General features: G+C 70.6%; 17 protein-coding genes and 3 pseudogenes. 15 read left to right on the top strand and 5 right to left on the bottom strand.

What is annotated here, in order from left to right:
• The first annotated feature begins 2 nt into the window (after positions 1–2).
• The 5 genes from hypF (at position 3) to OHB13_RS29095 (ending at position 5,934) form a co-directional block, all read left to right on the top strand.
• Positions 3–2,630, top strand: a complete 2,628-nt coding sequence (hypF, locus tag OHB13_RS29115) for a carbamoyltransferase HypF (protein ID WP_328379023.1) — start codon at positions 3–5, stop codon at positions 2,628–2,630.
• A gap of 108 nt (positions 2,631–2,738) precedes the next feature.
• Positions 2,739–3,041, top strand: coding sequence for a HypC/HybG/HupF family hydrogenase formation chaperone (locus OHB13_RS29110; RefSeq protein WP_266852026.1), 303 nt, complete (start codon positions 2,739–2,741; stop codon positions 3,039–3,041).
• On the top strand, positions 3,038–4,141 hold the full coding sequence (hypD, locus tag OHB13_RS29105; RefSeq protein WP_328379022.1) for a hydrogenase formation protein HypD: 1,104 nt from the start codon (positions 3,038–3,040) through the stop codon (positions 4,139–4,141). The genes OHB13_RS29110 and hypD overlap by 4 nt, the downstream gene beginning before the upstream one ends.
• A gap of 8 nt (positions 4,142–4,149) precedes the next feature.
• On the top strand, positions 4,150–5,217 hold the full coding sequence (gene hypE / locus OHB13_RS29100; protein ID WP_328380416.1) for a hydrogenase expression/formation protein HypE: 1,068 nt from the start codon (positions 4,150–4,152) through the stop codon (positions 5,215–5,217).
• Positions 5,218–5,934: a DUF6390 family protein gene (locus OHB13_RS29095; RefSeq protein WP_328379021.1), complete on the top strand. Its 717-nt coding sequence runs from the start codon at positions 5,218–5,220 to the stop codon at positions 5,932–5,934.
• 1 nt (position 5,935) lies between these two features.
• Here the strand turns inward: OHB13_RS29095 and OHB13_RS29090 are convergent, their stop codons facing one another.
• The gene (locus OHB13_RS29090) at positions 5,936–6,463 is read right to left on the bottom strand and encodes a DUF6790 family protein (RefSeq protein ID WP_328379020.1); all 528 of its coding nucleotides are present in this window, start codon (positions 6,461–6,463) and stop codon (positions 5,936–5,938) included.
• 57 nt (positions 6,464–6,520) lie between these two features.
• On the opposite strand from OHB13_RS29090, the gene OHB13_RS29085 reads away from it, so the two are divergent.
• Complete coding sequence (locus OHB13_RS29085) at positions 6,521–6,985, top strand: MarR family winged helix-turn-helix transcriptional regulator (protein ID WP_328379019.1); 465 nt, start codon at positions 6,521–6,523, stop codon at positions 6,983–6,985.
• Between the two features lie 166 nt (positions 6,986–7,151).
• Positions 7,152–8,192: pseudogene (locus OHB13_RS29080) on the top strand (transposase); the annotation flags it as partial.
• Here OHB13_RS29080 and OHB13_RS29075 read toward each other — a convergent pair.
• Positions 8,193–8,537: pseudogene (locus OHB13_RS29075) on the bottom strand (transposase family protein); the annotation flags it as partial. It lies immediately after the preceding pseudogene.
• A 2-nt stretch (positions 8,538–8,539) separates the two neighbouring features.
• Between OHB13_RS29075 and OHB13_RS29070 the strand changes: the two are divergent.
• A pseudogene (locus OHB13_RS29070) lies at positions 8,540–8,884 on the top strand (transposase); the annotation flags it as partial.
• 267 nt (positions 8,885–9,151) lie between these two features.
• Here the strand turns inward: OHB13_RS29070 and OHB13_RS29065 are convergent.
• Positions 9,152–10,717, bottom strand: a complete 1,566-nt coding sequence (locus tag OHB13_RS29065; RefSeq protein WP_328379018.1) for a gamma-glutamyltransferase — start codon at positions 10,715–10,717, stop codon at positions 9,152–9,154.
• Positions 10,718–10,783: 66 nt separating this feature from the next.
• On the opposite strand from OHB13_RS29065, the gene OHB13_RS29060 reads away from it, so the two are divergent.
• The 4 genes from OHB13_RS29060 (at position 10,784) to OHB13_RS29045 (ending at position 13,177) form a co-directional block, all read left to right on the top strand.
• Positions 10,784–11,770, top strand: coding sequence for a transcriptional regulator (locus tag OHB13_RS29060; RefSeq protein WP_328379017.1), 987 nt, complete (start codon positions 10,784–10,786; stop codon positions 11,768–11,770).
• 31 nt (positions 11,771–11,801) lie between these two features.
• Positions 11,802–12,521 (top strand): VC0807 family protein, encoded by a 720-nt coding sequence (locus OHB13_RS29055; protein WP_328379016.1) that lies wholly within the window; start codon positions 11,802–11,804, stop codon positions 12,519–12,521.
• 139 nt (positions 12,522–12,660) lie between these two features.
• Complete coding sequence (locus OHB13_RS29050) at positions 12,661–12,924, top strand: DUF1877 family protein (RefSeq protein WP_328379015.1); 264 nt, start codon at positions 12,661–12,663, stop codon at positions 12,922–12,924.
• Entirely contained in the window at positions 12,818–13,177 is a 360-nt protein-coding gene (locus OHB13_RS29045; RefSeq protein WP_328380415.1) for a DUF1877 family protein, read from the top strand. Before OHB13_RS29050 ends, OHB13_RS29045 begins: the two co-directional genes overlap by 107 nt.
• 98 nt (positions 13,178–13,275) lie before the next feature.
• Here the strand turns inward: OHB13_RS29045 and OHB13_RS29040 are convergent, their stop codons facing one another.
• Positions 13,276–14,205, bottom strand: coding sequence for a LysR family transcriptional regulator (locus OHB13_RS29040; protein ID WP_266852040.1), 930 nt, complete (start codon positions 14,203–14,205; stop codon positions 13,276–13,278).
• A 170-nt stretch (positions 14,206–14,375) separates the two neighbouring features.
• A complete protein-coding gene (locus tag OHB13_RS29035; RefSeq protein ID WP_328379014.1) occupies positions 14,376–14,978 on the bottom strand; it encodes a TetR/AcrR family transcriptional regulator in 603 nt (200 codons plus the stop codon).
• A 143-nt stretch (positions 14,979–15,121) separates the two neighbouring features.
• Between OHB13_RS29035 and OHB13_RS29030 the strand changes: the two genes are divergently transcribed.
• The 3 genes from OHB13_RS29030 to OHB13_RS29020 are packed head-to-tail and all read left to right on the top strand — an operon-like array spanning position 15,122 to position 19,397.
• Positions 15,122–16,618 carry a purine-cytosine permease family protein gene (locus tag OHB13_RS29030; RefSeq protein WP_328379013.1) on the top strand — a complete coding sequence of 499 codons (1,497 nt, stop codon included), beginning with the start codon at positions 15,122–15,124 and terminating at the stop codon, positions 16,616–16,618.
• Positions 16,615–18,087, top strand: coding sequence for an aldehyde dehydrogenase (locus tag OHB13_RS29025; protein WP_328379012.1), 1,473 nt, complete (start codon positions 16,615–16,617; stop codon positions 18,085–18,087). The genes OHB13_RS29030 and OHB13_RS29025 overlap by 4 nt, the downstream gene beginning before the upstream one ends.
• Positions 18,084–19,397 (top strand): ArgE/DapE family deacylase, encoded by a 1,314-nt coding sequence (locus OHB13_RS29020; protein ID WP_328379011.1) that lies wholly within the window; start codon positions 18,084–18,086, stop codon positions 19,395–19,397. Before OHB13_RS29025 ends, OHB13_RS29020 begins: the two co-directional genes overlap by 4 nt.
• Positions 19,398–19,503 lie beyond the last annotated feature (106 nt).

The raw sequence follows: 19,503 nt of genomic DNA, 5'->3' as shown, positions 1-19,503 counted from the left end.
TCATGTGCCTTGGCATTCCGGGCCGGGTCGTGGAGCTCGTCGACGGATATGCCGGTCAGCTCGCGCTCGTCGATGTCGAGGGCGCGCGGCGGCGCATCAATGTCGGGATGCTCGACTCTCCTCCGGCCGACGGCGACTGGGTGCTTCTCCATATGGGCTTCGCGCTGGAGGTCATCGACGCGGCGAAGGCCGGGGAGGCGCTCTCCGGCCTGGAGATGATGGGCCGCGCCCGCGACGAGGAACCCGCGCCCGGTGAAGCGACTCCCGGTGAGGCGACGCCCGCCGAGTCTGCGCCCGGTGCACCCGCTGAGCACCGGCTGCGGCGGCGCTTCAAGGTGCACGGTGTGGTCCAGGGGGTCGGCTTCCGGCCCTTCGTCTACGTCAGCGCGCGCGAACTCGCCCTCAGCGGAACGGTGGTGAACACCGGCTCCGGTGTGGTCGCCGAAGTCGAGGGCGGCGCAGCGGCGGTGGCCGAATTCGGCAGGAGGCTGCGGACGGACGCGCCGGTGCTCGCCGTGGTCGAGTCCGTCCACGAGTCGGACCTGTCGCCCCTGGGCGGGACGGAGTTCACCATCGGGGAGTCCCGTGGCGAGGGGCCCGCCCGCACTCTGGTCTCGCCGGATGTCGCGACGTGCCGGGAGTGCCTGGCCGAGATGCGCGATCCGGCGAACCGCCGCTACCGCCATCCCTTCATCACCTGCACCCACTGCGGCCCCCGGTTCACCATCGTCACCGGTGTGCCGTACGACCGGGCGGCCACCACGATGGCCGCGTTCGAGATGTGCGCCGACTGCCGGGCGGAGTACGGCGATCCGGGCGACCGCCGCTTCCACGCCCAGCCGGTCGCCTGCCACGCGTGCGGGCCCGCTCTCGAACTGGTCCGCAAGGACGGGGCGCCGGCGGCGAGCGGCGAGGACGCGTTGCGGGGAGCCCGGGAGCTGCTGGCCGATGGCCGGATCGTCGCGGTGAAGGGGCTCGGCGGCTACCACCTCGCGTGTGACGCCCGCAACGACACGGCGGTGGCCGAGCTGCGGCGGCGCAAGCGGCGCGGTGGGAAGCCCTTCGCGGTGATGGTCGCGGACACCGCTGTGGCGGCGGAACTGGTGACGCTGACCGGCGACGAGGAGCGGCTGCTGACCGGGGTCCGCAGGCCGATCGTGCTCCTGCCGCGGCGCGGGACGCCGGAGGGGGCCGGGGTCTCCTCGTCGGTGGCGCCGGGCAGCCCGGATCTGGGTCTGATGCTCCCGTACACGCCTCTGCACGTCCTGCTCTTCGGTATCGGGGACGACCGGCCGGGCCCCGACGCGCTGGTGATGACCTCGGCCAACCTGGCGGGTGAGCCGATCGTCACCGACGACGCCGCGGCCCTCACCGGTCTTGCGCCGCTGGCCGATGCCTGGCTGCGGCACGACCGGCGGATCGAGGTGCCCTGCGACGACTCGGTCAGCCGTTTCGTGGCGGGCGCGGAGCTTCCGCTGCGCCGGTCCCGCGGGTACGCCCCGCTGCCGTTGGCGCTGCCCTTCGAGGTACCACCGCTCCTCGCGGTCGGCGCGGATCTCAAGAACACCTGCGCGCTCGGCGACGGGCGGTACGCCTGGGTCAGCCAGCACATCGGCGACATGGACGACCTCGCCACGGCCGACGCGCTGACCAGGACCGAGCGGCAGCTGGAGCGGATCACCGGGGTCGAGCCCGCTCAGCTGGTGGCCGATCTGCACCCCGGCTACCGGTCGGGCGCCTGGGCCGTGGCGCACTCGGGGTCCCGGCCGGTGCGGCGGGTGCAGCACCACCACGCCCATGTCGCCTCGGTCATGGGCGAGCACGGCATCGGGGCGGACGAGAGTGTGATCGGTGTCGCCTTCGACGGCACGGGCGCCGGTACGGACGGGGCCGCGTGGGGCGGCGAGGTGCTGATCGCCGGCTACAAGTCGTTCGAGCGGGCGGCGCACCTGGGGTACGTACCGCTGGCGGGCGGCGACGCGAGTGTGCTGCGGCCGTACCGGATGGCGCTGGCCCACCTCCGTGCGGCCGGGGTCGCCTGGGACGAGGGGCTGCCGTCCGTACGGGCGTGCCCGCCGAGGGAACGGGACGTGCTGGCCCATCAGTTCGGTACCGGGTTCGGCTGTGTGCCGACGTCCAGCATGGGCAGGCTCTTCGACGCCGTGGCCTCGCTGGCCGGGGTCCGGCACGAGGTGGAGTACGAGGCCGAGGCCGCGATCGGCCTCGAAGGGCTGGCCAGGTCGGCCGGGCCGGACGGAGCGGGTGCGGACGGCCGGTACTCCTTCGGGATCCGGGAAGCGGTGGACGGGCAGCCTCTCGTCGCCGACCCGGGGCCGGTCGTGCGCGCGGTGGTCTCGGACGTACGGGCCGGGGTGCCGGCCGAGCTGATCGCGGCGCGGTTCCACGCCTGCGTCGCCGCCCTGACGGTCTCCCTCGCCGAGCTCGCACGCGCCCGCACGGGGCTCGGGGTGGTGGCTCTCGGCGGTGGCGTCTTCCAGAACGCCGTACTGCTCGGGGCGGTCCAACACGGCCTGGAAGCAGCGGACTTCAGGGTGCTGCGGCCGAGACTCCTGCCCCCGAACGACGGGGGAATCGCTCTGGGGCAACTCCTGATCGCCGCGTCGGGCTGACCCTCGTACGCCAGGTCATCCGCGCCAGATCATCCGCGCCAGGTCATCCGTGCCAAGCCATCCGTACAGATCCACGGGATCCACGGGGATCCACAGAGAAGAGGGACCATGTGTCTGGCAGTTCCGGGGCGCGTCCTCAGTACCGCCGAGGTCGACGGCACGTTGATGGCCGATGTCGACTTCGGCGGGGTGCGCAAAGAGGTGTGCCTCCAGTACATCCCGGATGTGACGGCCGGTGAGTACGTCGTCGTACATGTCGGGTTCGCCATTCAGCGGCTCGACGAGGAGTCGGCCCGGCGGACGCTGGCCGATTTCGACAGGCTCGGCATCCTGGAGGAGGAGTTCGGAGACGGTTTCGAACTCGCCGCACGGGCCGGGCAGCAGGAGTTCCCCGAAGGAGTCGGCCGGTGAAGTATCTCGACGAGTTCAGCAACCCCGAGTCGGCCAAGAGGCTGCTCGAACAGATCCACGCGGCGACCACTCGGCCGTGGGCCATGATGGAGGTCTGCGGCGGCCAGACCCATTCGATCATCCGGCACGGCATCGACCAGCTGCTGCCCGACGGCGTCGAGCTGATCCACGGACCGGGCTGCCCGGTCTGTGTCACCCCGCTGGAGATCATCGACCGGGCGCTCGCCATCGCGGCCAGGCCCGGGGTCATCTTCTGCTCGTTCGGTGACATGCTCCGGGTGCCGGGCAGCAGCCAGGACCTGTTCTCGGTGAAGAGCGCCGGAGGCGACGTCCGGGTGGTGTACTCGCCGCTCGACGCGCTGAAGCTGGCCCGGGAGAACCCGGACCGGGAGGTCGTCTTCTTCGGGATCGGCTTCGAGACCACGGCCCCGGCCAACGCCATGACCGTGTACCAGGCCAAGCGCCTGGGGGTACGGAACTTCTCCCTGCTGGTCTCCCATGTCCTGGTGCCGCCCGCGATCTCGGCGATCATGGAGTCCGCCACCTGCCGGGTGCAGGCCTTCCTGGCCGCCGGGCACGTGTGCAGCGTGATGGGCACGGCGGAGTACCCACCGCTGGCGGAGAAGTACCGGGTGCCGATCGTCGTCACCGGCTTCGAGCCGCTGGACATCCTCGAAGGCATCCGGCGCACGGTCGTCCAGCTCGAAGAGGGCCGCCACGAAGTGGAGAACGCCTACCCCCGCGCCGTACGCGAGGAGGGCAACCTGCCCGCCATGGAGATGCTGCGGGATGTCTTCGAGGTGACCGACCGGACGTGGCGCGGCATCGGAATGATCCCGCGCAGCGGCTGGCGGCTGGCGCCCGGTTACGCCGAGTTCGACGCGGAGCAGCGCTTCGACGTGACCGGTATCCATACGGCCGAGTCGGCCCTGTGCCGGTCGGGAGAGGTTCTCCAGGGCCTGATCAAACCGCATGAGTGCGCGGCCTTCGGCAAGGAGTGCACCCCGCGCAACCCGCTGGGCGCCACGATGGTGTCATCCGAGGGCGCCTGCGCCGCCTACCACACATACCGCCGACTGGAACTGGTCGAAGCCAAGTGACCGAAGCGATGCAGTCCCCCGCCGAGCTCGACTTCGAGAGCTGGGTCTGTCCGGTCCCGCTGGGCGAGACGCCGTCCGTGGTGATGGGCCACGGGGGCGGCGGCGCGATGTCGGGCGAGTTGATCGAGCATCTGTTCCTGCCCGCGTACGGCGCGGCGGCCGCGGCCGAACTGGGCGACTCCGCCGTGCTGTCGGTCGGTGGCGGCCCCCGGCTCGCCTTCTCCACCGACTCCTATGTGGTGAAGCCGATGTTCTTCCCCGGCGGGTCGATCGGCGATCTGGCCGTGAACGGGACGGTGAACGACCTCGCGATGTCGGGCGCGGTCCCGCTGTTCCTCTCGACGGCCTTTATCCTCCAGGAGGGGACCGCGCTCGATGAACTCGGCCGAATCGCCGAGGCGTTGGGAGCTGCGGCGCGGTCCGCGGGGGTTCAGCTGGTCACCGGGGACACCAAGGTCGTCGACAGCGCCAGCGGTGACGGCGTCTTCATCAACACCTCCGGGATCGGTGTGGTGCCCGACGGCGTCGACATCGGCCCGCGCCGTGCGCGCCCCGGTGACGCGGTGCTCGTCAGCGGTGACATCGGCGTGCACGGGGTGGCGGTGATGAGCTGCCGGGACGGGCTTGAGTTCGGCACGACCGTCGAGAGCGACACGGCAGCGCTGCACGGTCTCGTCGCCGACATGATCGCCACAGGTGCGGATCTGCATGTACTGCGGGACCCGACCCGTGGCGGTGTCGCGGCCTCACTGAACGAGATCGCCCGTGCTTCGGATGTCGGTATCGAGCTGGTGGAGCGGGAGTTGCCGGTCCCGGAGACGGTGCACGACGCGTGCAGTCTGCTGGGGCTCGACCCGCTGCAGGTGGCCAACGAGGGCAAGCTGATCGCGGTGGTTCCCGGTGAGAGCGCCGACCAGGTCCTCGCGGCGCTCCGCGCCCACCCCCTGGGCCGCTCGGCCTGCCGGATCGGCACCTGCGTCCCGGACCACGCCGGGATGGTGGTGGCCAGGACCGGGCTCGGCGGCAGCCGGGTGGTCGGGCTGCCGATCGGCGAGCAGCTGCCCCGGATCTGCTGAATGAGCGCCGAGGGCGCGCTGCTGTTCGCGCGATACGCCTATCCCCCCAACGAACTCGGCTACTGCGGTCCGGACGACGCCGCGGCGCTGCTGCACCCCGGCGCGGTGGCCGGGATGGAGGAGCGGGCCCGGCAGTTCGAGGGTGCCTGGTGCTATCTCGAATTCCTGGCGGAGTCCGCGGGCATCCCGGATCCGCTCGACGTCCGGGTGGTGGAGGCGTACTGGATCGGCAACGAGCTGCTGGACCTGGCCGACTCCGGGGCGCTGGTGGACCGCCTCCTCGACCGGTTCCGGGGGCAGCCGGGCGGCACCTGGCGGGAGGCGGCGCACCGGGCCGTCCCCCACCACAGCTTCCAGGTGTTCGACGTGTACCCGTGGGCGGCCCTGCTGCGCGCAGGCGGCAGCCCGGTCGCGCTGTCGGTGCTCGACCAGTGCCGTATCCGTACGGGCGTGGTCGTCGGCGTCGACGGTGAGTCGGCGACCGTGGAGTCCCGTCCGCTGAGCTGGGACGGGAAGGTGTTCGTACCGGCGCCGCCCCGGCGGGAGCAGGTCCGCTGGTCGACCGGCGGCAGGTCGCTGATCGCCGGGGTGTCCCCCGGCGACCGGGTGGCGCTGCACTGGGACTGGGTCTGCGACGTGCTCACCGACGACCAGGCCGCGCGCATCGAGTCGATCGAGGGCCGGCGGCACGGTGCGGTTCCGGAGGGCGCCGCTTAGCTTATCGTCCATCGTCCGGCTGCTGGCGGTGGTCCGAGCCGGTGCGGCGGACGTCCCGGGCGGCCAGGGCGATCATGACGGCGGGAATGAGAACGTCATTGGCCAGGATGCCGCCCGTGTTCCCGGCGGCGTGGTCGCCGTTGGCGAACCATTGGTAGACGTGGCCGATCGTGGCTCCCCACAGGAACGCGGCGGCCGCCAGCCCGCTCGTGAGGCGCTCGCGGGGCGACGCGGACGCGCCACGGAAGCCCAGCACGGCGAGGCCGAGGTTGGCGAAGGCGATCTCGAACTGGAACGGCGAGGTGGCGAAGCCGATGGCGTCGGCCATGCCCTTCGGGATCGCCAGGAACGAGATCGTGATCCACAGGCTTCCGATGCCGAGGGCGCCGACCGCCCACCAGCGCTGCCAGATCTCCGCCGCCGACCGGCCCGGGCTGCGGCGACGGCAGCTCAGCAGCGCCCCGAGAGCGGGTACCAGCATGAAGAGAAGCGGAAACGTGGTCCGAACGGCGTAAGGGAGGTTGTCCATGAAATTGAGTGTTGCATGGTTAATATTAACGCTGCAAGTGTCCGCTAGGGTGGACGTATGGACGAAGGACTGGCAGAGCTCCTGTACCGCGTGGTCATGCTGATGGGCGAGGCGAGCCGGCGCCGCTCCGACCCGAACCAGCGCCTTTCCCACAGTCAACTGCGGCTGCTGGGCACTCTTGAGGAGATCCAACCCGCCACCCAGCACCAGCTCGCCGAGGCGCTGACCCTGTCCGACCCCGCCATCAGCCGCTCCCTGCGCCCACTGGAGGCGCAGGGGTACGTGACAGTCAGGGTCGACCCCGCCCACCGGCGCCGACGCCTGGTCACCCTCACCCCGACGGGCCAGGCGGCCTTCCTGGCCGAGGGCAAGCCCCTGGAGGAAGAACTCCGCACCGTCCTCCTGCAGGCCGGCTTCCCCTACGACCGCTACCTCGCGGAGACCCACCGGCTCGCCGCGCTGCTGACACCCGCGCAGCCACGGCGCGCAGCCACGGCCCGGGGATCAGAAACAGGTTCCTAGCTTGCCGTTTATCCACCTGCGTCGAACTGAGCTCGAACTTGTTCGGGTTTCCCCGGTTCACCGGACGTGCGAGAGGCGGCCCCGATCCTGTGCTCAGGGTTGATTGAGTACGGAGGCCGGGATCGTGGGACTGGTCGAGCACAGCGTCCAACGAGATGCGTTCGCGATGGTGTCGGGGTTCCGATCGGAGCTGTACGCGTGCCTGACAGCGCGGTCGGATGCCCTGTTTGACTTGTGCGACGCGTTGCTGTGCACCGACGGACCGGTCCGCACCCTCGTGGACCTGGCGCTCGCGCCGGAACACCGGCGCGGGCACGGAGCCCTGTACTCCGGGATCAACCGGGGCCGGATCGACGTCGCCCGGCTTCGTCGCGCGCTGGCAGGTGTGCCGTTGCCCCGGGCGAGCGACGGCCGGCTGGTGTTGGCCGTGGACGTCTCCCCGTGGCTGCGGCCGGACGCCGACACCTGCTCGGACCGCTCCTTCTGCCACACCTTCGGCCGCGGCCTGGGCAAGCACCAGATGGTCCCCGGCTGGCCCTACTCGATCGTTGCCGCCCTGGAGACCGGCCGCACGTCGTGGACCGCGCTGCTCGACGCGATCCGGCTGGAGCCCGGCGCCGACCTGGCCGCAGTCACCGCCCACCAGGTCCGTGCCGTCATTGAACGTCTCGTGGAAGCCGGCCAGTGGCAGGAGTGCGATCTGGACGTCCTGGTCGTGCTCGATGCCGGATACGACGCACCCCGTATCGCTCACCTCCTCAACGACCTGCCTGTCGAGGTGCTGGGCCGGCTCCGCTCGGACCGGGTGATGCGCAAGCCCGTTCCGGTGCCATGGATCTGCCCGCCGCAGGGTGGCCGCCCGCCCAAACACGGCGGCGAGTTCGTCTTCGGCCGCCGCGAGACCTGGGGCGAGCCGGACGCGGTCACCGTCACGAACACCGACCGATACGGGACTGCGACCGCGCTGGCCTGGGACCGGCTGCATCCCCGGCTGCCCCGCCGGGCGGCATGGGGTGACCACGAGGGCCCGCTGCCGATCATCGAGGGCACTGTGATCCGCCTGTCGGTCGAGAAGCTGCCCAGCGGCGGGGTGAACAAGCCCGTCTGGCTGTGGTGGTCGGGCACCGGTGCCGCCACGAAGGACGTTGACCGGTGCTGGCGCTCCTTTCTCCGCCGCTTCGACGTGGAGCACACCTTCCGGCTCCTCATCCCAGCGGCCCCCGTAGGGCAGTCGTATGGTGCCGCCGGCGCCGCGGTAGCCCTTGTCGGCGAAGCATTCGAGGCCGGCTTCGGTCAGGGCGTCGAGGATGCCGTGGGTGCGGGCGACCTTGATGTCGTGGACGGTGCCGGGCAGGGCGGGCGAGGCCCACAGCAGTCGCCCCATCGGATCGGTGATGACCTGCACGTTCATGCCGTGTTTCTTGTGTTTCCCGGAGTAGAAGGGCCGGTCGGCCGCTGTCCGGTCGATCGGCAGCAGCGTGCCGTCCAGCATCACGAACGCCTTGGTGGAGGCAGTCTTCATCGCTTCGGCGAGGGTCGGCGCGAGAGCGGCGGCTGATCGACGAGCTGGTGGGCCGGGCTCAGGCCGAGGGCCTGCAACTGACCGGCGAAGGCGGGCAGCTCCAGCAGCTGACGAAGCGGCTCCTGGAGTCCGCTCTTGAGGGTGAGATCACCGATCACCTCGGCTATGACAAGCACGATCCGGCGGGGAAGAACGGCGGCAACTCCCGCAACGGCACCCGCGCCAAGACCGTACTGACCGATGTCGGCCCGGTGGAGATCACCGTGCCCCGCGACCGCGACGGCTCCTTTGAACCGAAGATCGTCAAGAAGCGGCAGAAGCGTCTGACCGGCGTCGACGAGATGGTCATCTCACTCGCGGCGAGCCGGTCGTCCACAGACTTCGACGGGGTCGTCTCAGACGGCTCGACGGGCTCGGCCCCGGTCACATTGTTGCTGGTCATCGATGCATCTTCCATGCTCGGGAGTTACACCGAACGTTTTACAGCCCCCTTCGTGACGGTCTGCCGACGTAGTGAGTGAACCGTTGGGGCTATCAGGAATCACCATTGATTGCTGATAGCCCCTCGTGACTTATCGCTGCGTCGACAGGAGACGCGCGATCGACTCATGCAGCCAGCACTACATGGTGTGTGCTCCTGTCGGTCATCCGATCGTGCGCGCCGGGCCTTGGCCGTACGGGGTACGTGCTGCGGTGTGCACCCCGGTATCGGGATCGGTGCTGATCGCGGCCCAGAAACCGCGGGGCAGCGTCGGGTCATCGGCGGATCGTGGCGTCACGGCGTGTCCAGCGTCGCGAGCCGCCTCCAGACACGCGTCGGGGAAGCAGTCGTCGATGACTCGGCTGGGCGTCGGCAGTTCGCGGTGGGCCAGTATGGAGGTCACCGAGTCGCCCATGATGATGTCGTGGCCGTGGACCAGCGGGGCATCGACCGCCGCCGCGAGAGGTTGTTCGAGGGCGAGAACGCGGTGCAGACCGAGCACGGTGGCCGGGTGCAGTCCGACGCCGATGCTGCTGCAGGCGAGGACGGGGCGACCCTCGCGCAAGGCAATGGCGGGCTCGACGGGCATGGGGAGGTGGTCCCCGGGGGTGAGTTCGGCGAGGAGCGGCTGCTGGAATGCCGCCGGGTCGGGGAGGGGGATGCCGTCCACGACGATGCCGGTGGTGCCCCACATCGCGGTGTTGATGCTGTGGCACAGTGCGGCGAGGTTGCCCTCGGCGTCGACGGCTAGCACGTAGTCGGAGTGGCTGCCGGTCGAGGGCGAGCCGTCGAGGGCCGTGAGGAATCCGGCCAGGGCGTGCGGGTCCTGTGCGGGTTCGCCGATCTCGGCTGTCTCCAGTCGTGCGAGGTTGGCAAGCAGATTGGTCCCACCGGTGTCCGGGGCGGGCAGGGTCGCGATCTCGTGGCCTGCGAAGGACCCGCGTGCCGGTTCGCCGCAGCGGGCCCGGTAGCCCGCGAGATCCTCCATGCTCGCCTGGCCTCCCTCCCTGCGCACCGCCGATACGAAGTGCTCCGCCCAGGGCCCCTGATACATCCAGTCCGGTCCGTGTTCGGCGAGGGCCGCGGCGGTGGCCGCCAGACGCTGCTGGGTGAAGAGTTCGCCGGCCCGCGGTAGCCGTCCTTGCGCAGCGAATGCGGCGCGGCCCTCGTCGGTGCGGGTGAGGACATCGGCTCGCTGGGCAAGTAGGCGCGAGAGGTGCTCGGTGACTGGGACACCCCGTTCGAGCAGGTACCGCGCGGGTGACCAGAGCTGCTCCCAGGGCAGTCGGCCCGAGCGGGTGTGGGCGGCGTAGGCCCCTGCGATGAATCCGGGGACCAGGGCGGTGCGTCCGCTCGGTTGCGGGGCGGGCGGGATCTCCAGCGGGTGGGTTTCTCCGGCGAAGGTCCTGAATCCGGCGGACACGCTGGTCGTCGCTCCGGTGGCGGCCTCGTGGTGCACCATGCCGAACAGTCCGGCGTAGCTGACCCATGAGCCCAAAGACAGCGCGATCTGGGTGAAGGCGGTAGTCAGCACGGCATCGGTGGCGCTGCCTGCGGCGTCGAGGGTGTAGCGGCCGGCGAGGGTCGCGAAGGGGCCGGTGGACCCGACCAAGGCCCCCGACGTCCCGGTCGCGCTGGCGGAGCGCGGATCGAGTCCGACGTTCCGCCAGTCCAGGGCGTGCGCGCGTTCCCCGGGATCCCAGCCACTGGGGTCGAGCTTGTCAGTCATGTTTAGCGACCTTTCCCTTTTGGAGTGTAGTCTCAATCTGAGACTACACATGGATCAGGAGTTCAAGTGGCGGAGCAAGAGCCCGAGTCAGGGTTGCGCGAAGTGGTTCACCAGCGGGTACGCCTCGGCGTCTTGGCCATCGTCGACCGACGTGGACCGTGCACGTTCTCGCAGTTGCGGGACGCTCTGGGGCAGTCCAACGGCAGCCTGAGCCGCCACCTGGGCGTACTGGAGGAGCACGGCTACATCACCACGGAGAAGGTGTTCGAGAACCGGCGGCCGCGGACCTGGGTCCGAATGACCGCGGCCGGAGCCGAAGTGTTCCGGGAAGAGCAGGAACTGTTGACCAAGCTGCTCACCACGGCTTCGCAGGAGGCCGGCCGGACCGGAACCGACCCGGACGAGGACCGCGTCGCGGCCATGTCCATCGTGTTCGCAGCCCTGCTCGCTGACGACGACACCGCCGCGGACACCGCCCGGGACGCGCGAGCGGACGGCTGTGGTGAGGACGCGTCCCCGGGCCGGATCGACCACTCGACCCTCCTACCGACCGACCCGGTGCTGGCCGGGCGGCGCGCGGAGCCGCTGCGTTCCGGGCCCATCAGTGCGCGCTACGACATGCCGGCCGGCTACGCGAGCTTCACCGAACAGCGCGAACAGCGGCTGATGTTGATGAGTCACGGGCTGCGCGGTGGCTGGATCACGTCATGGCCGATCGTCGGCCCAGAGCACAACAGCAGCGTGGGGGACGGGGGTGAGCAGGAGGGCCAGGGCATCGCACACGCGATCGTGGTTGAACTCGGCGGCGCGTCGGACTGCACATCGATCCTCGCGGTCATGAATCCCTCCGCGGTGGACGTCGGCGTGCCGGCAGCCCGCGGCTACCTGCTGCCCGCCAACGAGGACGGAGCACCGGCCACGGCGGTGGCCTGGTTCTCCGTCGGCCGCTACCTCGTCTCGATCGCGGTGGCCGCGCTCGCTGACATCGCCACTGCGGTGATGAAGGACCTCGCGGTCGAGGTGTACCGCCCGCTGTCCACCCGTCACCCCTGACCAACTCCGACTGTCCGTGGAGGGCACGCTCATGACCACCCCAGCCCCGGCCCCCAGTGCCTGGCGCTCGATACTGCTCAACCTCGTCGTCGACGTGGTCCCGTCGATACTGGTCTTCTACGTCCTGCGGGCGTTCGGGATCAGTGACGTGCTCGCCTATCTCGCCGGTTCGGTCGTCCCGCTGGCTCGACTGATCGCCGACCGCCTCCGTGGACGTCCGTTCAACGCGATCTCCGGCCTGATCCTGATCTTCCTCGTGGTGTCGATGGTGCTGGCGCTGGTGACCCACGACGCCCGGGCGGTGATCGCGCGCGGCGGCCTGATCTACCTGGCCCTTGCCGTGGCCGCGGCCGTCTCGGTGCCCACACGCAGCCCGCTGATCTTGCTGATCGCGCGCTACTTCACCATCCGCAACCGGCCCGATGCGGCCCCGCGATTCAACGCGGTCTCCCGCCAACCGCGTGGTCTACGTGCCATGCGGATCCTCACTGTCCTGTGGGCGGTCGCGTTCGGTGTGTCCGCCCTGGCCTGCGTCGCCTTCGCCTACACGCTCCCGGTGACCGTGTCCGCCGCTGCCACCTCGCTCGTCGAGCCGGTGATGGCACTGCTCGTGGCCGTCGGGACAGGGCGGTACATGCGTCGGTCACTGGCCCCGCTGTTCAAGGCCGCGGCCACGCCCAGCTCCGACCCGTCGCAGCCCCCGGCTGGCACGTTCGAGGGCGGCTCCGACACACCGATCACACGTCAGTAGCCGACCTGTCACCGCCGCACCCCGACCGTGCCCTGCCCACTCCGAACAGCCACTCCAGGACCGACACACGACTACGCGGCACCCGAAGCCTCGCGTGGTGCCTTCAGCGGGGTCGGCAAGCCCACGGCCACTGTCAGACATGCTTCGTATGCTTCCGCCCATGAGCATGAATGGGGAGTACCTGCGTGTCACACCGGCGGAACTGGACCGGGCCTTGAAGGATCCCGCATGGGCACTGGATCTCGCCGAGGAGATTCAGGACGCAGGAAGAGAGCGAGCCCGCCCCCTCCGAAGCGCTGCACTTCACCACGCACAAGACATGGCACCTGCTGGAGTTCCTTCTGCAACGCTCCGCTTTCCCTGTCGGCATCGTCCACGGCGAGGAGCCCCTCACCACCGATGACTGGGGCTACGGACCGCCGCGATACGTCGCCCCGGACCGAGTGCAGCTCGCCGCTGACATCCTGCAACAGACGACGTATGACCAGCTCATCCAGGATGTTGACCCCTCCGAACTCACCAAGGCCGAGATCTACCCCCAAATCTGGGACTCGCCCGCCTCGATGGAGTGGGCCCGCGACCTGTTCACACCCCTTACCGAGTTCTTCCGGGGTGCCGCATCCACCGGTCACGCGGTGCTCATCTGGCTCGACTGATCCACCCCGGAGCGGCGCCAGACGTTAAACGTCAAGCCTAGCGGGACACGGTCCCCCCGGGGGGGGGCGCCGCGTCCCCGGTGCTGCGGGCTCGTACGTCAGGACGGAACCCCGGGCGGTACGGCGCCCGCCACCACCTCGCGGACCATGTCCATCAGGGCCCTCGCCCGGTGCGTCTGGCGCACTCCGGCGAGCTGGGCGATCACCAGGTCCAGCGGGGTGTGCGCACTGGCCAGCGGGAGTGCGACGACCTCACCGCCGCTGTATGTCTGGGCCGTGGCCGGCAGCTGGTTGAGCACCGAGAACCCGTGCCCGCGTGCCACCAGCGAGCGCACCGTCTCATAGCTCTGGGTGCGGTGGCGGACGACCGGGCGGGTGCCTGTCGCATTCACCATCGACCAGAAGTAGTCGCGGCTGTACGGCAGATCGAGCAGGACGAGCGGTTCGCCGGCCAGCTCGGCCAGGTCGACCGACTGCCGTCCGGCCAGCCGGTGGCCCGCGGCCACCAGGGCATGGGCCGGCACGGTGGCAACGGTCTCCCGCTGGACCTCGGGGCCGAACCCGAGGTCGTAGGTCAGCGCCCAGTCGATCCGCCCCTCGCTCAACGCCCGGCCGAGCTCGGTCGCTTCGGCCTCCAGCACGGTCACCTCGACGCCGGGGCAGCGGTCGGCGAACTCGGTGAGCAGCGCCGGGAGGAAGAACGGCGCCAGCGTGATGAAGCAGCCCAGCGCCACCGGCCCGGTGAGCTCCGCGCCCGTCCCCTTCGCCTCGTCGGCGACCTCCCTCGCATGGGCCAGGAGCTTCCGGGCCTCGTGCAGCAGACGGCTGCCCGCAGGGGTCGGTGTCAGCCCCTTGGCCCGGCGCCTGAGGAACAGCTGCACGCCGAGTTCGTGCTCCAGATTGGACACGGCCGTGGAGACCGCCGACTGGGCGATCAGCAGGCGTTCGGCGGCGCCCGTCATGCTGCCCGCCTCGGCCGCGGCGACGAAGTAGCGCAACTGGACCAGGGTGAACGCGACAGGCGGCATGGGCAGTTCCTCTCCTGGAGTCCGGTCCTGGATCCCGTCCTGGATCCGGTGCGGAGAACCGTATCTCTATTTTCGATGAACCAGTTCCAAAAGATTAGCTTTACTGATGCGGTTCGTTCCTCCCATAGTGGTGGCGCCGCACGCGGCCGCCGCGGGGCGGCGTCGGCGGCTCACAGTTCCGGGCAACCGGTGACCGTGCGCGCGTAACCGGCGATCATCCGCAGCGCGGCCGTGCGGTCCACGGCGGTGTTGCGGCTGACGATGTGCAGGCCGTAGCCGTCCTCCAGGGTCACCAGATTGCGGGCGGTGTCCTGGAGGGGTTCGGTCAGCGTGAAGTCGCCCGCCGCGGCGCCGAGTTCGAGGATCGTCGCGTACAGCGCGGTCTCCCGGGCGAAGAGCGAGCCCATGAGCGCGGCGTGCGAAGCGCTGCGGTCGGCCCTGCTGTGCAGTTCGTACAGCAGCCGGTGCGCGGCGTCGTCGGCGTCGGCCGGCAGGCCCGACGCGATGGCTTCGCGCAGCCGTGCCACCGGATCCGCGATGCCGTCCGTACGGCTGTGCCGGTCGGCGAGGAACCGCTCGACAGCACCCTGGTGGACCTCGAAGACGAGGTCGTCGAGGTCCGGGTAGTAGTAGAGCACCGAACCGGCGGAGACGCCCGCCTCGGCCGCGATGTCCTTGATCCGCAGGCCGGCGATGCCTCGTTCGGAAATCGCCCGGCCGGCCGCGTCTATCAGCGCCTCGCGTCGGGCTCCCTGGTTCTTGGGTCGAGCCATGAAGTCATTCTCCGTCCGTCGATTCAAGTTACCCGATCTCAACGTGCCGTTGGTATTGACGACGCCATCCATCATTGTTTGAATCTCGCATCAAAGAATCCGGCCTTGCAGGGCGCGCGCCGAACGGGCGCCGAGGAGGCAGCATGGAACACCACTCGTCGCCCGTCCCGGGCGTCGTGGAGAAGCGCACCATCGACGCAGTCCCCGCCACCGAGCGGCACGGTCGCACCCGCGATCTGTTCACGATCTGGTTCAGCGCGAACCTGGGCCCGCTGACCGTCGTCACCGGCGCCCTCGCCCCGACCGCTTTCGGCCTCTCCTTCCGGTGGAGCCTGGCGGCCCTGCTGGTCGGCCATCTCGGCGGCGGCTTCCTCATGGCCCTGCACTCGGCTCAGGGCCCGCAGCTCGGCGTACCGCAGATGATCCAGAGCCGGGGCCAGTTCGGCTCCGTGGGCGCGCTCGCCGTCGTCCTGGTCGTCATCGTCATGTACCAGGGGTTCTTCGCCTCCAACCTGGTCGTCGGCGCCCAGTCGCTGAGTGAGGTGACCCCGGTCGGACAGCACACGGGTGTGCTGCTCGGCGCCGTGGTCAGCCTGGTCGTCGCCGTGGTGGGGTACCGCCTCATGCACCGGATCGGCGCCCTCACCAGCTGGGTGTTCGGAGCGGTCCAACTCGTCGGCGCCGTATGGCTGTTCGTCGGCGGCCTGCCCGAGGGCTTCCTGACCCGGGGAGGCTTCAGCATCGGCGGGTTCCTGGGCGTGGTCTCCGTCGGCGCGCTCTGGCAGATCGCGTACGCGCCGTACGTCTCGGACTACTCGCGCTACATGCCGGCCGACCGGGCCGGTGTCCGCTCGACGCTCTGGTGCACCTACGCCGGGTGCGTCCTCGGCAGCCTGCTCCCCATGGTGGTCGGCGCCGCGATCGGCCTGGCCGGCGGCGACAACCCGATCGCGGCGCTCGACGGTCTGCTCGGGAACACGCTCGGGCAGCTCACCCTGTGGAGCTTCGCCCTGGTCACGATGCTCACCAACTCCATGAACCTGTACGGGGCGGTGCTGTGCGCGGTCACCGCGGTGCAGACCTTCGCGCACCGCTGGCTGCCCCGCGCCACCGGCCGCGCCGTCCTGGGGACGCTGCTCACCGTGCTCTCCGTGTTCCTGGCCCTCAAGCTGGCCGGTTCCTTCATGAGCAGCTATCTCGATCTGATCTACGTCCTGCAGTACGTCCTGATCCCGTGGACGGCGATCAATCTCGTCGACTTCTATCTGATCCGGCACGGCGACTACGACATCGCGTCGTTCTTCGCCAGGGACGGCGGCATCTACGGCCGCTGGAACCCGACAGCCCTGGGTGTCTACGCACTCGGCATCCTCGCCGAGATCCCGTTCATGGCGCAGTCCCTCTACACCGGGCCCGTCGCCCACGCACTCGGCGACACCGACCTCGGCTGGATCGCCGGGCTCGTGGTCACCGTCCCCGTGTATCTGCTGGCCGCCCGGCTGACCGCGCGCAGGCGCCGCCCGGCCGCCGGCGCCGAGTCCCCCGGCACAGAGTCCGCCGACGCAGCCGGTGATGAGTCCCCCGACACCACGACACCGCCCGCCTCCCCCGCACCGACCTCCGGAGCCCCGACCGTATGAACACCCTCGCCGACTGGCAGCGGCGCGCCGCAGCCCTCGACATCCGTACCCGCGTCTTCACCGACGGCCGCTGGACCGACGCCGCCGACGGAGCCACTTTCGCCACCGTCGATCCGGCCACCGGCCGGACCGTCGCCGACGTCGCGCAGGGCGGCGCTCCCGAGATCGACGCCGCCGTCCGGGCCGCCCGTACCGCCTTCGATGACGGCCGCTGGTCCCGCACCGACCCCGCCGTCCGCAAACGGGTCCTGCTGCGCCTCGCCGCACTCATCGAGGCGAACGGCCCCGAACTGGCGCTCCTCGACACCCTCGACATGGGCAAACCGATCACCGAGTCGTACGGCACCGACGTACCCGGCGCCGCCGGCTGCTTCGCCTGGTACGCGGAGGCCGCGGACAAGCTGTACGACGAGGTCGCCCCCACCCCGCCGGGCAGTCTCGCGCTCGTCCGGCGCGCACCGCTCGGGGTCGTCGGCGCGGTGGTGCCGTGGAACTTCCCGCTGGACATCGCCACGTGGAAGCTCGCGCCCGCGCTGGCAGCGGGCAACAGCGTCGTGCTCAAGCCCGCCGAGCAGTCCCCGCTGTCGGCCCTGCGGCTGGCCGAACTCGCCGCGGAGGCCGGGCTGCCGGACGGGGTGCTCAATGTCGTCCCCGGCCCCGGTCCGACGGCCGGGCGCGCGCTCGGGCTGCACCCGGACGTGGACACCCTGGTCTTCACCGGCTCGACGTCCGTCGGCAAGCAGTTCCTGTCGTACGCGGCCGACTCCAACATGAAGCAGGTGTGGCTGGAAGCCGGCGGCAAGAGCCCCTGCCTGGTCTTCGCCGACGCCGACCTGGACGCCGCGGCGGAGCGCGCCGCGTGGGGCTTCCTCTACAACGCGGGCCAGGTCTGCTCCGCCAACACCCGGCTGCTCGTGGACGCCTCGATCGCCGACGAGTTCACCGAACGGGTCGTCAAGCACACCGCCGACTACGTGCCCGGCGATCCACTCGATCCGGCCACCCGGCTCGGTCCACTGGTCGACGAGCGGCAGGCCGCCCGGATCCTCGGGGCGGTCAACGGATCGGGTGGCCGCATCGCCTGCGGAGGCACCCGCCCCGACCGGGACGGCGCCTATCTGGACCCGACCGTGGTCACCGGTCTCGCCCCGGACGCGCCGCCGGCCCGCGAGGAGCTCTTCGGGCCGGTGCTGACCGTGCTGCCGTTCACCGACGAGGCGGACGCGGTACGGATCGCGAACGACTCCCCGTACGGGCTGGCCGCGTCTCTCTGGACCCGCGACCTCTCCCGCGCCCACCGTGTCGCCGACGCGCTGCGGGCCGGGACGGTCTCGGTGAACACCGTCGACGCGCTGAGTCCTGCCACCCCCTTCGGCGGGTTCAAGCAGTCGGGCTTCGGACGCGATCTCTCCCTGCACTCCTTCGACAAGTACACCGGCCTGAAGACGACTTGGATCGACTACGCATGAACACACGTGTTCTGGACGAGATCGACCGGCGCGCCGACGACCTGGTCAGCCTCACCTGCGACCTGGTGGCCTTCGACACGACCGTGCGTGGCAGCGCGGCCGAACCCGCCCGCGACGAGGCCGACCTCCAGGAGTATCTGGCGGGCCGGCTGCGCGCGGCCGGTGCCACCGCCGACGTCTTCACCCCGGCCCCGGGCGGCCTGCCCGCGTCGCCGCAGACACCGCCCGGCCTCGGCTTCGACGGCCGCCCGCAGCTGATCGCCCGCTTCCCCGGCACGGGCGGCGGCCGGTCGCTGCTGTTCAACGGCCACATCGACGTGGTGTCCGCCGAACCGCGGTCCGCCTGGACCAGTGATCCGTTCCGCGCCGAGGTCCGCGACGGGCGGCTGTACGGGCGCGGCACCTGCGACATGAAGGGCGGCATCGCGGCGGCGGTCGTCGCTGCCGAGGCGCTCGCCGCCCTCGGTGTCCGGCTCCCCGGCGACCTGCTGATCAACACCGCGACCGACGAGGAGTGGAACGGCGCGGGCACCCTCGCCTCGGTCCACCACGGCGTACGCGCGGACGCCGCGATCGTCCCGGAACCGACCGACCTCGATGTCGTCACCGCGCAGCGCGGCATACTCGGCGGCACCGTCACCGTCGCGGGCCGCCCCGGGCACGCCGAACACCCGCCGGGAGACTGGCGGGCCGGGGGCGCAGTCAACGCCATCGAGAAGACCCTTCCGGTACTCGCCGCCCTCCAGGGGCTGCGCGAACGCTGGGCGGCCGACCCCGCGCACCGGCACCCGCTGCTGCCGCCTCCTTCGATCGTGCCGACCACCATCCGGGGCGGTGAGTGGTGGGTGACCTACCCGGCCTCCTGCGAAGTCGGCCTGGACATCACCTATCTGCCGGTCCAGGCCGACGACGGCGGCTGGGCGAGCCGGGTACGGGACGACATCGAGCGGACGGTACGGGAGGCCTGCGCGGCGGACGGCTGGCTCACCGCGCATCCGCCCCGGTTCGCCTGGGACACCGAACTGCCGCCCGCGGAGATCGGATCCGGCCACCCGCTGGTCGGCCGGCTCGCCGACTGCGCCACCGCGCTGGGCCGTACGCCCCGGGTGCTCGGCGAACCCTCCTGGACCGACGCGGCGACGCTCACCCGCATCGGCGGCACGCCGGCCGTCTGTCTGGGCCCCACCGCGACCCGGCCCGACGGATCGCCGACCCTCCACACCATCGACGAGTACATCGAGGTCAGCGATCTCGTCGACACCGCGAAGGCGCTGGCACTCGCCGCCGTCGAACTGACCGGCCCCGCCTGACCCGCACCACCGGCCGGCACACCCCGACCACCTCAGTCACAGCTCCTCAGTCACGAGCAACCCAGTCACCAGCAACCCAGTCACCACCACCTCAGCGCACATGAAG

It is taken from the genome of Streptomyces sp. NBC_00440 (genome assembly GCF_036014215.1).
Taxonomy (GTDB): domain Bacteria; phylum Actinomycetota; class Actinomycetes; order Streptomycetales; family Streptomycetaceae; genus Streptomyces.
This window is presented reverse-complemented; position numbering and strand designations above follow the sequence as displayed.